This is a genomic window from Nitratireductor rhodophyticola (assembly GCF_019891355.1).
GTDB classification, from domain to species: domain Bacteria; phylum Pseudomonadota; class Alphaproteobacteria; order Rhizobiales; family Rhizobiaceae; genus Nitratireductor; species Nitratireductor rhodophyticola.
Map to the genome: position 1 here is coordinate 439289 of NZ_JAHSSF010000002.1, position 13098 is coordinate 452386.

The 13098-nt window shown below is 62.0% G+C and carries 11 protein-coding genes; 9 read left to right on the top strand and 2 right to left on the bottom strand.

What is annotated here, in order from left to right:
* From KUG85_RS07815 to KUG85_RS07830, 4 genes are all read left to right on the top strand, one after another.
* Nucleotides 1-1599: a GMC family oxidoreductase gene (locus KUG85_RS07815; RefSeq protein ID WP_223004771.1), complete on the top strand. Its 1599-nt coding sequence runs from the start codon at nt 1-3 to the stop codon at nt 1597-1599.
* A gap of 83 nt (nt 1600-1682) precedes the next feature.
* Nucleotides 1683-2297, top strand: coding sequence for a TetR family transcriptional regulator (locus tag KUG85_RS07820; RefSeq protein ID WP_065816570.1), 615 nt, complete (start codon nt 1683-1685; stop codon nt 2295-2297).
* A gap of 100 nt (nt 2298-2397) precedes the next feature.
* A complete protein-coding gene (locus tag KUG85_RS07825) occupies nt 2398-3489 on the top strand; it encodes an efflux RND transporter periplasmic adaptor subunit (protein WP_065816473.1) in 1092 nt (363 codons plus the stop codon).
* A gap of 12 nt (nt 3490-3501) precedes the next feature.
* Nucleotides 3502-6645 carry an efflux RND transporter permease subunit gene (locus KUG85_RS07830; RefSeq protein ID WP_223004772.1) on the top strand — a complete coding sequence of 1048 codons (3144 nt, stop codon included), beginning with the start codon at nt 3502-3504 and terminating at the stop codon, nt 6643-6645.
* Between the two features lie 69 nt (nt 6646-6714).
* Here KUG85_RS07830 and KUG85_RS07835 read toward each other — a convergent pair whose 3' ends face one another.
* The gene (locus tag KUG85_RS07835) at nt 6715-6996 is read right to left on the bottom strand and encodes a DUF2218 domain-containing protein (protein WP_223004773.1); all 282 of its coding nucleotides are present in this window, start codon (nt 6994-6996) and stop codon (nt 6715-6717) included.
* Between the two features lie 177 nt (nt 6997-7173).
* Here KUG85_RS07835 and KUG85_RS07840 point away from each other — a divergent pair, with 177 nt between their 5' ends.
* From KUG85_RS07840 to KUG85_RS07855, 4 genes are all read left to right on the top strand, one after another.
* The gene (locus KUG85_RS07840) at nt 7174-8106 is read left to right on the top strand and encodes a siderophore ABC transporter substrate-binding protein (RefSeq protein ID WP_223004774.1); all 933 of its coding nucleotides are present in this window, start codon (nt 7174-7176) and stop codon (nt 8104-8106) included.
* Between the two features lie 25 nt (nt 8107-8131).
* Nucleotides 8132-9115, top strand: a complete 984-nt coding sequence (locus KUG85_RS07845) for an ABC transporter permease (RefSeq protein WP_040664623.1) — start codon at nt 8132-8134, stop codon at nt 9113-9115.
* A 64-nt stretch (nt 9116-9179) separates the two neighbouring features.
* Nucleotides 9180-10076, top strand: coding sequence for an iron chelate uptake ABC transporter family permease subunit (locus tag KUG85_RS07850; RefSeq protein WP_255606371.1), 897 nt, complete (start codon nt 9180-9182; stop codon nt 10074-10076).
* Nucleotides 10073-10831 (top strand): iron ABC transporter ATP-binding protein, encoded by a 759-nt coding sequence (locus KUG85_RS07855; protein WP_223004776.1) that lies wholly within the window; start codon nt 10073-10075, stop codon nt 10829-10831. The genes KUG85_RS07850 and KUG85_RS07855 overlap by 4 nt, the downstream gene beginning before the upstream one ends.
* 9 nt (nt 10832-10840) lie before the next feature.
* Here the strand turns inward: KUG85_RS07855 and KUG85_RS07860 are convergent, their stop codons facing one another.
* Complete coding sequence (locus tag KUG85_RS07860) at nt 10841-11854, bottom strand: LacI family DNA-binding transcriptional regulator (protein ID WP_223004777.1); 1014 nt, start codon at nt 11852-11854, stop codon at nt 10841-10843.
* 203 nt (nt 11855-12057) lie between these two features.
* On the opposite strand from KUG85_RS07860, the gene KUG85_RS07865 reads away from it, so the two are divergent.
* The gene (locus KUG85_RS07865) at nt 12058-13086 is read left to right on the top strand and encodes an ABC transporter substrate-binding protein (protein WP_223004778.1); all 1029 of its coding nucleotides are present in this window, start codon (nt 12058-12060) and stop codon (nt 13084-13086) included.
* Nucleotides 13087-13098 lie beyond the last annotated feature (12 nt).

Below are 13098 nucleotides of genomic sequence, written 5' to 3' on the forward strand. Positions count from 1 at the left end.
ATGACGGAGACATTCGACTATATCGTCGTCGGCGCGGGGACGGCGGGTTGCCTTCTGGCCAACCGCCTGTCTGCCGACCCGAAGGTTTCGGTGCTGCTTCTGGAGGCGGGCGGTAAGGACAATTACGCCTGGGTGCATATCCCGGTCGGCTATCTCTACTGCATCTCCAACCCGCGCACCGACTGGTGCTTTACCACCGAAAGCGAGGCTGGGCTGGGCGGGCGCTCGCTCGCCTATCCGCGCGGCAAGGTGCTGGGCGGCTGCTCCTCCATCAATGGCATGATCTACATGCGCGGGCAGGCGCGCGATTACGACCGCTGGCGGCAGATGGGCTGCACGGGCTGGGCCTGGGACGATGTGCTGCCCTTCTTCAAGAAGCCCGAAGACTACTACCGGGGCGCCGACGACATGCATGGCGCCGGCGGCGAGTGGCGCGTGGAAGAGGCGCGCGTGCGCTGGGACATTCTGGATGCGTTTCAGGATGCGGCCGAATCGCTCGGCATCCCGAAGGTCGACGATTTCAACCGGGGAGATAATGAGGGCTCGTCCTATTTCCGGGTGAACCAGCGCAGCGGCATACGCTGGAACGCCTCCAAAGCCTTCCTGAAGCCTGTGCGGCACCGGCAGAACCTGCGGGTTGAGACGGGCGCGCATGTGCGCCGGCTGATTGTGGAAGAGGGGCGCGTCACGGGCGTCGCCTTTGAGCAGAATGGGGGGGCGCGCGAGGCGCATTGCCGGGCCGAAATCGTTCTGTCGGCGGGCGCAGTCGGCTCGCCGCACATTCTCGAACTGTCGGGCATCGGGCGCGGGGAGGTGTTGCAGGCAGCCGGCATTCCCGTGGTCTTCGAGCAGAATTCGGTGGGCGAAAACCTGCAGGACCACCTGCAGCTGCGCTGCGCCTACAAGGTTTCGGGCATCCGCACGCTCAACGAACAGGCTAGCCGGCTGACCGGCAAGGCGGCGATTGCGCTGGAATATCTTCTGAAACGCTCGGGGCCCATGTCGATGGCGCCAAGCCAGCTTGGCCTTTTCACGCGCTCGGACGAAACGCGTGAAACGGCCAATCTGCAATATCACGTGCAGCCGCTCTCGCTCGACAGGTTCGGCGATCCGGTTCATCCCTTCCCGGCCTTCACGGCAAGCGTGTGTAATCTCAGGCCCGAGAGCCGGGGTTCGGTGCATCTGACCTCGAAGGATTTCCGGAAACAGCCGGCCATTCGGCCCAACTATCTCTCCACCGAGGGTGACAGGCAGGTGGCCGCCGATGCAATCCGGCTCACGCGCCGCATCGTCGCCCAGCCGGCCCTGCAGCGCTACAGGCCCGAAGAGTTCAAGCCGGGACCGGATTACCAGAGCGAGGAAGAACTGGTTGAGGCAGCTGGCCAGATCGGCACGACGATCTTCCACCCCGTCGGCACATGCCGGATGGGGGCGGATGAGGGAGCGGTTGTCGATCCGCGGCTTAGAATGCGTGGGCTCGATGGCCTGCGCATCGCCGATGCGTCGGTGATGCCCACAATCGTTTCCGGCAACACCAACTCGCCGACGCTGATGATCGCGGAAAAGGCGGCGTCGATGATCCTCGAGGATGCGCGATAGGCCGGACGCCATGGCCTTGCGGGGCGAATAGCTGTTGACTTCCTGAATTCTGACGATTATTGAAAATCATCAGGAATAGGATGATGAAACAGATTACGCGCACCCGCACCGATCCGGAGGAAACCCGCAGCCGCATTCTGGAAGTGGCTGAGAATTTCTTCCGCAGCATTGGCTATCAGAAGACTTCCGTTGCCGATATTGCGGCGGAAGTGGGTATGAGTCCGGCCAATGTCTACCGATTCTTCCCTTCAAAAGGGGCGATCAACGAGTGCATCTGCGGGCGGATCGTCGAGGAAGTGGCGGCGATCGCCTTTTCCATCGCGCGGACCAACGCGCCGGCGCCTGAGAAGCTGTCGCGGCTTCTGACGTCGATCCACGAGCACAACAAGGCGACGCTGATCAAGGAAAAGCGCACCCACGAGATGGTTGCGGTTGCGATGCAGGAAAACTGGTCGATCATCAAGGCGCATATCGAGCGCATGACGACGATCATGGAAGGCATCATCCGCGAGGGTGTCGAGGCGGGCGATTTCGATGTCGATGATCCGGCAGAGGCGGCGCGCTGCGTCAAAACGGCGTTTGTGCCGTTTTTCCACCCCCTGTTGATCGAACATTGCATACAGCACGGCGAGGACACCGAGCAGGGTCTGCGCGAGCAGTTGCGCTTTATTCTGAAGGCACTGGGCAAGCGGGCATAGGCTGATGCGCCCAAAGCTGTGGCGGCATTGGAATGCGCGCGCTCAAATAGTGATAAATATTGAGAATCATCAGTTAACAACGTTTATAAGGTAGGGGCTCATGCCGCTGACGACACCGAAACGGATTGTTCTTCTGGGCGCGATGGCGCTTTCACTGGCCGCCTGCCAGGAAGAGGAGGTGGCCGAGCGTCCCGATCCTGTCGTGCGGGTGGCGACGGTGCGGCTTTCCCCGCTTGCGGAGACGCGCACTTATACGGGCACCATCGTGCCGCGCACCGAAGTGGCTGAGGCGTTTCGTGTCGGTGGCAAGGTGGCTGAACGCCGTGTGGATGTGGGGGACGCGGTCAAGGCCGGAGAGGTTCTCGCGCGGCTCGACCCGGTCGATCTCAACCTGCAGCTTGAGCAGCAGCGGGCAGCACTTACGGCAGCGCGGGCAAGCCTCGCCAAGGCCGAGACTGATCTCGAGCGGGCGCGCACGCTGTTCAAGCGCGGGCACGTGACTGAGGCAGCGCTCGATGCACAGGCGCTGGCCGTCGACGAAACGCGCTCGCGCTTCGAGCAGGCCGAGCGCGCGGTCGCCCTTGCCGAAAACCAGATGGGCTATGCCGAACTCACGGCATCCGCCGACGGCGTGGTGAGTGCCGTGGGTGTGGAGGCGGGCCAGGTGGTTTCGCCTGGTCAGATGGTGGTGAGCGTGGCGCGGCTGGATGAAAAGGAGGTCGAGGTTTCGATCCCCGAAAGCCGTCTTACCGATCTGGAAGGCTCCACCGCGGAGGTTTCGCTGTGGGCCGGCGACGGGCTTTACGCCGCGAAGGTGCGCGAGATCGCGCCGGAGGCCAACGGCACGAGCAGGACCTATCCGGTGCGCTTCTCCGTGCCGCGGGCGGATGCGAATGTCCGGCTCGGCATGACCGCCACCGTTTCACTTACCAAAGGAGATCCGTCACCGGTCGCGCGCATACCGATGACGGCGGTTCTCGACGATGGCCGGGGCCCGGTCGTGTTCGTAGTCGATCCCCCCTCGAACGAACTCAAACGCCGGCCGGTCGTCGTCGAGGCCTATCAGTCGCGCAACGCGATTATCGCGGAGGGCCTTGAAGATGGCGACAGGATCGTCACGCTCGGTGTCCAGAAACTGCAGGATGGTGAACGCGTCCGGCTCGCCGAAATCCAGTCTGCCAGCGCTGACTGACCGGAGGCCATCATGCAGCGTTTCAACCTTTCGCAGTGGGCCGTCACTCACCAGACGCTCGTCCTGTTTCTGATCATCGTTCTTTCGCTGGGCGGAGCCTATTCCTATGCGCGGCTCGGTCGTGCGGAGGATCCGAGCTTTACGATCAAGGTGATGGTGGTGAATGCCATCTGGCCGGGCGCCACGGCCGAGGAGGTGCAGCGACAGGTCGCCGACCCGATCGAGAAGACGCTGCAGGAAGTGCCCTATTTCGACAAGGTGCGCACCTATTCCAAACCGGGCTCCACCTTCATGCAGGTGCAGCTTGAGGACACGACACCGCCAGGTGAGGTGGCCGACATCTGGTATCAGATCCGCAAGCGTGTCGGCGACATCCGCGCCTCCCTGCCGCAGGGCGTGATCGGCCCCTTCTTCAATGACGAATTCGGCGATGTGGACAGTGCGCTCTACATGCTGACCGGCGACGGCGCGACGATGCGCGATCTGAAGGACGCGGCGGAAGACATCCGCCAGCGGCTTCTGCGGGTGCCGGATGTGGAGAAGGTGCGTTTTTACGGCGCTCAGGACGAGCGCATCTTTGTCGAGTTCTCCCATTCCAAGCTTGCCACTCTGGGCATCGACCCGCAGGTGATCTTCAATTCCATCGCGGCACAGAATGCGGTGACACCTTCGGGCGAGATCGAGACGGCATCCGACCGGGTGTTCCTGCGCGTGGAAGGAGCGCTGAAGGGCGTGGAAGCCGTGGCTTCTGTGCCTGTTGCCGTAAACGGCACCGTGTTCCGTCTTGGCGATATCGCCGATGTCCGTCGCGGCTATGAAGACCCGCCGACCTTCACCGCACGCCATGAGGGACAGCAGGCGCTCGCCATTGGCGTGGTCATGGCCGAAGGCGCGAACATTCTCACCCTGGGCGAAAATCTCGATCAGGCAATGGACGGGATCAAGGCCGATCTTCCGGTCGGTCTGGAACTCGACATGATCGCCAACCAGCCGGAAGTCGTGCAGGACTCCGTCGGCGAGTTCATCAAGGTGTTTCTGGAAGCGCTGGCCGTGGTGCTGGCGGTGAGCTTCCTGTCGCTTGGCTGGCGCACGGGCATCGTGGTGGCGCTGGCGGTGCCGCTGGTGCTGGCCATCGTGATGATCGTGCTCGACATTCTGGGCATGAGCCTGGAACGCATCACGCTCGGTGCGCTCATCATCGCGCTTGGTCTTATGGTGGACGATGCGATCATCGCCGTCGAGATGATGGTGGTGAAGATGGAGCAGGGCTATGACCGGCTGAAAGCGGCGACCTTCGCCTGGACCTCTACGGCCTTTCCCATGCTCACGGGAACACTGGTGACGGCGGCGGGCTTCCTGCCGGTCGGCTTTGCGCAGTCGACAGCGGGCGAATATGCCGGCGGCATTTTCTGGGTGGTCGGCATTGCGCTGGTGGCGTCGTGGTTCGTGGCGGTGATCTTCACGCCCTATATCGGCGTCAAGCTCCTGCCCGATTTTCACAAGCACGGCGCTGCCGTGGCAGAGGGGGGCGATCATCACGATATCTACGACACGCGCCTCTACAACGCGCTGCGCCGGATCGTCGACTGGTGTGTGTCATGGCGCTGGGTGGTCATCGCTGCGGTGATCGGGCTCTTCGCCATCTCGATCTGGTCTTTCGGATTTGTCCAGCAGCAGTTCTTCCCGACCTCGCCCCGCCCCGAACTGATGGTGGAAATCCGCCTGCCGGAAGGCGCGCCGATCAAGGCCACCGAGGCTTCGGCCCGGGCAATGGAAGAGGTGGTTGCGGCTGACGAAGAGGTGCTGACCTACTCCACCTACACGGGCGCGGGAGCCCCACGCTGGTTCCTCGCTTCCAACCCGGAACTGCCGAAGCCGAACTACGCGATCATCGTGATGTACACGGAGGACGCGGCAGCGCGCGACCGGGTCAAGGAGCGGCTGCAGACCTACATCGCCGACGGCGGTCTGCCCGAAGCCCGGGTGCGCGTCACGGAACTGGTGTTCGGCCCGCCCGTGGGCTTCCCAGTTCAGTTCCGTGTCATTGGCCCGGACCCGCTGGAGGTACGCCGCATCGCCTACGAGGTGCGCGATGTGATGGCGCAGAATCCCAATGCGCTTGATCCCAATCTGGACTGGAACGAACAGGCGAAGTCCATCCGGCTTGAGGTCGATCAGGACCGTGCGCGGGCTCTCGGCCTGACGCCGCAGGATATCGGGCGCACGCTGCAGACCCTGCTTTCAGGCCTGACGGTGACTTCGGTCCGCGATGGCATCGAACAGGTGGATGTTGTGGCGCGCGCAGTGGAGAGCGAAAGGCTCGACATCGAGCATCTGGGCGACCTGACAATCGCCACGCGCGGCGGCGCGCCGGTGCCGCTGTCGCAGGTGGCGAGGGTGGTCTATGGCCATGAAGAACCGATCCTGTGGCGGCAGAACCGCGACATGCTGATCACGGTGCGCGCCGACGTTCCAGCCGGCGTGCAGCCGCCGGATGTTTCCTCACAGATATGGCCGACCCTTCAGCCGCTGATCGAGGACCTGCCGGTGGGCTACCGCATCGAAATGGGGGGCGCCATCGAGGAAAGCGCCAAGGCGAACGCTGCCCTGTTCGATGTGTTCCCGATCATGGTGCTGGCCATGCTCACCATACTGATGATCCAGCTCCAGAGCTTCTCGCGGCTCGCCCTGGTTTTTGCCACCGCCCCGCTCGGTCTCATCGGCGCGGCGTTCGGGCTGTTGATCTTCAACCAGCCCTTCGGCTTCGTGGCTCTGCTCGGGCTGATCGCGCTTGCCGGCATGATCATGCGCAATACGGTGATTCTGGTCGATCAGATCAAGGCGGATCTTGAAGACGGGTTGCCCGAATGGACCGCGATCATCGAGGCGACGGTGCGCCGCACACGGCCCGTGGTTCTGACGGCGCTTGCCGCCATCCTCGCCATGGTGCCGCTCTCAAGCAATGTGTTCTGGGGGCCGATGGCCTTTGCCATCATGGGCGGTCTGACCGCCGCGACGGTGCTGACGATCCTGTTCGTGCCGGCGCTTTATGCCGCCTTCTACCGCGTCCGGCGGCCGGGCGCAGAGCAGGGGGCCGGTGCCGGTATTGCGGTCCAGGACAATGAACAACTCGCGCTGCCTCAGGCAGCCGAGTAACGAAAGGCGGCGGAATTCAATGCTCGCGTTCCGCCGCCTTTCTGTTTTCTGTCAAATTCGGATTGTCGCTCACGCCTGCCAGGCAATCTCCGGCTTTTCGCGCCAGGCGAAGCGTGTGAGGTGATCGTCGATCACGTGTTGAGCACGGGCGAGCTCCTCGTCCGTTTTGGCGCTGCACTCGATGGTAAGCGCTGCTTCATCCGCACGCATGATACAGTCACCGAACGGGAAATCCACCTTGCCCTGCGCGGCGTCGTAATCGACGCTGACCTTGTGGGCGAAATGCTTGCAAAGCTGCTGCAGATATTTCGAAGCGTGCTCCGTGATCACGACGGCTTTGGATTGCAGCATGAGAAATGTCTCCGAGAAAAGTGAATGCTGAAACTGTGTGGCAGATTGTCCATACAGATAAGTTGAATAACACAATCATATTTGCTAACCGACATGCTGACAAGGGCGTTGTCGGCTGGCCGGATCATGGGTCGGCAGGCTTCTCCTTTCATCCTCCCAGACATTTGGAGCATGTCGATGATCTCGAAATTCAACTCACTCGCCGGGCGTTTCCTGGCTTCCGCCATCGCGCTTGCGGCGTTCCTGCCGGGTTATGCCAATGCCGGGGAGATCACCGTCAAACATGCACAGGGCGAAACCGTTTTGCCGGACACGCCAAAAAAGGTGCTGACATTCGATCTTGCCACGCTGGACACCCTTGATGCGCTGGGTGTCGAGGTTGCGGGCGTTCCAAGTGCTTTGATCCCGGCCTATCTCTCGAGATATGAGGGGGGCGACTACGCGAAGATCGGTTCGCTTTTCGAGCCCGATTTCGAGGCGGTGAATGCGGCAGGGCCTGACCTCATCATCGTGGCGGCTCGATCCGCAGCGCAGTATGAGGCGCTCTCGAAGATCGCGCCAACAATCGACCTGACCATTGATCCCGACAATTTCCTGAAAGGTGCCGAAGAGAATGCGCGCAAGCTGGGTGTGATCTTCGACAAAGAAGACGCTGCGGATGCACTGATCGAAAAGCTCGACAAATCCGTTGCAGCGCTGCGCGAGACCGCAAAGGATGCCGGCAAGGGCCTCATCATTCTGACAAATGGCGGCAAGGTATCGGCCTACGGTCCCGGCTCGCGGTTCGGCTGGTTGCATGACGATCTTGGCGTGCTGCCTGCCGTCGAGGATGTCGAGGCGGCCACTCACGGCGAGGCTGTTTCCTTCGAGTTCATCCTCAAGACCAACCCGGACTGGCTCTTTGTCGTCGACCGCGATTCGGCTGTTGGCAGCGATGGCCAGTCGGCCAGACAGACCCTCGACAACGAACTCGTCGCCGCCACCACGGCCGCCAGGGAAGGCAATATCTACTATGCCGACGCGGTCCGCTGGTATCTGGTCGGCGGCGGCATGACTGCCCTCCAGGCGGAAGTCGACGCGATCACCAAGGCAATGAACGCGGTCGACTGACAGGGCCATGCAAGCCGCCGCCAGCATGTCCGTCCGTTTTCGCCCCGTCGCCGGCCTGGTGCTGGCGGTCGGGTGCGTTGCTGTTCTGGCTGTCATCAGCCTTCTCATCGGCGTGGCCGACATGCCGCTGGGCGATCTCATAAGCGGCGATGGCAGCGCGCAGGCCATTCAGCTTCTCCTTGTCAGCCGCATACCCCGCACGCTCGCACTGGTGCTCTCGGGCATGTCCATGGGGGTTGCTGCGCTCATCATGCAGATGCTGTTCCGCAACCGCTTCGTGGAGCCGACAACCACCGGCATGGTGGAAGCGGCAAGCCTTGGCCTGCTGGTGGTGGCACTGCTCGCGCCGGGCCTGCCCATTTTCTACAAGATGGTCGTCGCCTCGGGTTTCGCCCTCGCAGCGACCTTCATGTTCCTCCGTCTTGTCTCGAAAATTCCAGCCGGCTCCAGCCTGATTGTGCCGCTCCTCGGGCTGATGTTCGGGGGCGTGATCAACGCGGTAACAACCTTCTTCGCCTATCGCTATGATCTGCTTCAGTCGCTCGCCACATGGATCAACGGTGACTTTTCCGGTGTTCTGCGGGGACGCTACGAGTTGCTGTGGGTCGCAGGCGGTCTGGCCGTGCTGTCCTATCTGGCGGCGGATCGCTTCACGGTGGCCGGGCTCGGTCAGAGTTTCACCCGCAATCTTGGCCTGAACTACGGGCGCATTCTCGCCTTCGGTCTGGTTATCGTGTCCATGGTCTCGGCTTCGGCGGTGGTGACGGCTGGCACGGTGCCCTTTCTGGGGCTTATTGTTGCCAATGTCGTCAGCCTGACCGTGGGCGACAATCTGCGGCGCGCCCTCCCGTGGGTGGCGCTTTCGGGTGCGGGTTTTCTGCTCGCCTGCGATATTGTCGGGCGTGTGTTGCGTTTCCCCTATGAGATTCCGGTCGGCACGGTGGCGGGTGTCTTCGGTTCCGGCATCTTCCTCTATCTCCTCCTTCGGCGGCGGGCGCGCTTTGGCTAGGCAGGCTTCATGGCAAAGACCGCGCCTGGCGCTGGCCGTTCTCGCCCTTGGCGCAATCGTGGCGATGGCGGCCTTCATGACCGTGGGCGCGAGAGGCAACTGGGATTTCGTGCTGCCCTTTCGTGGTGGAAAGCTGCTTGGTCTCGTTCTGGTCGCCTATGCGGTGGCGACCGCGACCGTGCTGTTCCAGACCGTCACACAGAACAGGATTCTGACCCCTGCGGTGATGGGGTTCGATTCCCTCTATGTGGCGCTACAGACCGCGCTGGTCTTCTTTCTCGGCACGCGGGACCTGGCGAATGTCGATATCCGTCTGCGCTTCGTGCTGGAGGCGGTGCTCATGGTGGCCATGTCGATGGCGCTCTTCCACTGGCTGTTTCTCAGTCGCCAGCGCAGCCTGCATCTTGTGGTGCTTGCAGGGCTGGTGTTCGGCGTCTTCTTCCGCAGTCTCTCGCACATGATGCAGCGCATTCTCGATCCCAATGAGTTCGTCGCCCTGCAGGACATGCTGTTTGCCAGTTTCAATGCGATCGACCGGCAGTTGCTGGCGGTCTCGACGGTGATTGTGCTGGTTACGGCTTGGGTGAGCCGCCGGCTGCTGGCAAAGCTGGATGTTCTGATGCTGGGACGCGATGCCGCGATCAATCTCGGCATCGACTATCGTCGTGTGGTCATGATGCTCTTTGCCGTGATCGCGGTTCTGGTTTCCGTATCGACCGCTCTCGTCGGCCCCGTCACGTTCTTCGGCCTGCTGGTGGCCAGTCTTGCCTATCAGGCGGTGGGCACGGACCGGCATAAATACACGCTGCCGGCTGCGACGCTGGTCGCGATCATAGCGCTGGTCGGTGGCCAGACAATAATGGAGCGCGTGTTCGGCTTCGACACCGCGCTCAGTGTCATCATTGAATTTACCGGCGGCCTGGCCTTCATGCTGCTGCTTTACCGGAATTTGAAACGATGATCGAAATCCAGAATCTCACCAAGCGCTATGATGACGCAACGGTTGTCGACGACGTCAATCTCGCCCTGCCGGAGAGCGGCATAACCGCGATCGTGGGCCCGAACGGTGCGGGCAAGTCGACGCTTCTGTCGATGGTGGCGCGGCTGATCCCGCCAACATCGGGCCGGGTGCTGGTCGACGGGCTCGACGTGCAGGAAACGCCGGGTGCCGTGCTTGCAAAGCGGCTGGCGATCCTGAAGCAGAACAACCAGGTCGGCATGCGGCTGACGGTGAGTGAACTGGTCGCGTTCGGCCGGTTTCCGCACTCGGGTGGCCGCCCGACCGTCGAGGACGAGCGGCACATCAACGAGGCGATCTCCTATCTCGGGCTCGACGATCTGCGGAGCCGGTTCCTGGACGAATTATCGGGCGGTCAGCGTCAGCGCGCCTTTGTCGCCATGGTGCTGGCGCAGGACACGAAATATGTGCTGCTCGACGAACCGCTCAACAGCCTCGACATGAAACATGCAGCGGCGATGATGAAGCTCCTGCGGCGTACCGCCGACGACCTTGGTCGATCCATTACCGTGGTGATCCACGACATCAACTTCGCCTCCATCTATGCCAATCATGTGGTGGCGATGCGTGATGGACGCGTGATGCTGCAGGGCGGGGCGGGTGACCTGATGCAGGAAGCAGTGTTGCAGGACATCTACGACACGGTGGTGCAGGTGCGGGAGGTGGAAGGGCACAGGCTGGGCCTGCACTATCTCTAAGAACAGCCGCTATTCTCCATTGCCGCGCACCGATTTCCGCCAGGACATGGGCGCGGTAAGGTGGATGATGCGGGGTCCATCGGCCGCGTCGCCATCGGAAAGCCAGTCGACTGCGGCAGCGCCAATCTCTTCAACCGGCTGCCGGAAGGTCGTTAGCGCATAAGCATCCCAACTGGCCTGCTCAATGTCGTCGAACCCGATGACCGAGAGATCGTTCGGGATCGAGAGAGAAAAACGGTGTCGGGCGGCATCCATGACCCCGCATGCAAGGAGATCGGTGGTGCAGAACACCGCGTCGGGCCTCTCCGCCCGCATCAGAAGCCGTTCCCCAAGAGCGAGGCCGCTTTCATAGCTGGTCGGGCCAAGCCGCTCGCACAGCACGGGGAGGCCGCGCTTTTCGGCCTCGGCAAGAAAACCGTTCTCCCGATCGAGAAGACTTGGCGTGCCGGCCTGTGACGAGGCAAGAGCAAGGCGGCGACATCCTGCACGCAGGAACGAGGCCAGCGCCACCCGCGCCGCTTCCGCATCGTTGAGGCGGATCTGCACCGAGCCGGTATGAGCATCGTCCCGATTGATAAGAACGAGCCGTAACCCGTTCCGATGACAGAGTTCGCTGATCGAGCTTTCCGGCATGCCCGAAAGCACCACGGCCGCCTCGGCCCGGTAGCGGATCGCCTGTTGCAGCGCCACATCGACCGTCGAGTCGGAACGGTCGGTGTTGATGAGGATTGCCACGCGCCCGGAGGCCTGTAGCCTGTCCGTAAGAACGCGCACCAGCTCGGAGCGATAGGGGGTGGCTAGGTCAGCCCCGATCAGCGCGACGATGCCCGTCTTCCGGCTGATGAGGCCACGGGCCAGGTGGTTGACCTGATACCCAAGGGCTTCTGCGGCTTCGAGAACCTTGCTGCGGGTCTCTTTAGAAACGCTCGCCCCGGGGGTGAACGTGCGGGAGACCGCCGCCCGCGAAACACCGGCGCGTGCGGCCACATCCTTTGCGCTGACAGAGTTCTTGCGTCCCGGCACTTTCGCTCCTGAATGCGGGCCCTGAATGCGGGCTTTGAAGGAGTGGATTATAACCCGGCTCCACGGAAGGAAAATAGAACATTCGTTTCAAAATATAATTTCAAGTGAAATTTTTATGACGAAGCACGTTGACAGCAGGGCAAAGCCGGATGAACATTGCACACGTGTGCAAAAAAGATCGATACGCACCAAGGGAGGCTTTAATGAGGAAAAATTATCTGGCCACGGCTGCGCTTGCTGCCGGTTCGGTTCTGGCGTCGCAGGCCGTGGCGAATGCGGCTGAACTGAACCTTATCTGCTCGGCAGATGTGGTGATCTGCGAACTGCTCGTCGAAACGTTCGAAGCCCAGCACGACATCGACGTTTCCATGGTGCGGCTGTCGTCCGGCGAAGCCTATGCGAAGGTTCGCGCGGAAGCGCGCAATCCGAAGACGGATATCTGGTGGGGAGGCACCGGCGATCCGCATCTTCAGGCAGCGGCCGACGGGCTGACCATGTCGTACAAGTCGCCGATGCTGGATGAGCTTCTGCCCTGGGCGGTCAAGCAGGCCGAAAGTGCCGACTACAAGACCGTTGGTGTTTATTCCGGCGCACTCGGCTGGGGCTACAACAAGGAGGTGTTGGCCGGAAAGGGCATCGAGCCGCCGAAATGCTGGGCGGATCTGCTGAACCCGGCGCTGAAAGGCGAAATCCAGGTGGCGAACCCGAACTCGTCGGGCACAGCCTACACAGCGCTGGCGACGCTTGTGCAGCTTATGGGTGAAGACGAGGCGTTCGAATTCCTCAAAAAGATGAACGACAACGTCTCGCAATACACCAAGTCGGGCTCCGCGCCGGTGAAGGCTGCGGCGCGCGGTGAAACCGGGATCGGCATCGTCTTCATGCATGATGCGGTTTCGCAGGCGGTCGAAGGCTTCCCGGTGGGGGTCGTCGCGCCCTGTGAGGGCACGGGCTACGAGATCGGCTCCATGTCGATTGTCGAGCGCGCCCGCAACGTCGAAGAAGCCAAGACCTGGTATGACTGGGTGCTGAAGGCGGATGTGCAATCGCTTCTGAAGGAAGCGAAATCGTTCCAGATTCCGTCAAATGCTTCGGCTAAGGTTCCTGAGGAATCTCCGAGCCTCGATGAGGTGAAACTGATCGACTACGACTTCACCACCTATGGCAGCTCGGAAAAGCGAAAGGCGCTGCTTGAGCGCTGGGATCGTGAGATTGGCGCCATCGCCAACTGATCTCGCGTTCCG

Coding starts and splice junctions, on each gene's coding strand:
- KUG85_RS07815 (WP_223004771.1), top strand. CDS start 1: ATGACGGAGACATTCGACTATATCGTCGTCGGCGCGGGGACGGCGGGT.
- KUG85_RS07820 (WP_065816570.1), top strand. CDS start 1,683: ATGAAACAGATTACGCGCACCCGCACCGATCCGGAGGAAACCCGCAGC.
- KUG85_RS07825 (WP_065816473.1), top strand. CDS start 2,398: ATGCCGCTGACGACACCGAAACGGATTGTTCTTCTGGGCGCGATGGCG.
- KUG85_RS07830 (WP_223004772.1), top strand. CDS start 3,502: ATGCAGCGTTTCAACCTTTCGCAGTGGGCCGTCACTCACCAGACGCTC.
- KUG85_RS07835 (WP_223004773.1), bottom strand. CDS start 6,996: ATGCTGCAATCCAAAGCCGTCGTGATCACGGAGCACGCTTCGAAATAT.
- KUG85_RS07840 (WP_223004774.1), top strand. CDS start 7,174: ATGATCTCGAAATTCAACTCACTCGCCGGGCGTTTCCTGGCTTCCGCC.
- KUG85_RS07845 (WP_040664623.1), top strand. CDS start 8,132: ATGTCCGTCCGTTTTCGCCCCGTCGCCGGCCTGGTGCTGGCGGTCGGG.
- KUG85_RS07850 (WP_255606371.1), top strand. CDS start 9,180: ATGGCGGCCTTCATGACCGTGGGCGCGAGAGGCAACTGGGATTTCGTG.
- KUG85_RS07855 (WP_223004776.1), top strand. CDS start 10,073: ATGATCGAAATCCAGAATCTCACCAAGCGCTATGATGACGCAACGGTT.
- KUG85_RS07865 (WP_223004778.1), top strand. CDS start 12,058: ATGAGGAAAAATTATCTGGCCACGGCTGCGCTTGCTGCCGGTTCGGTT.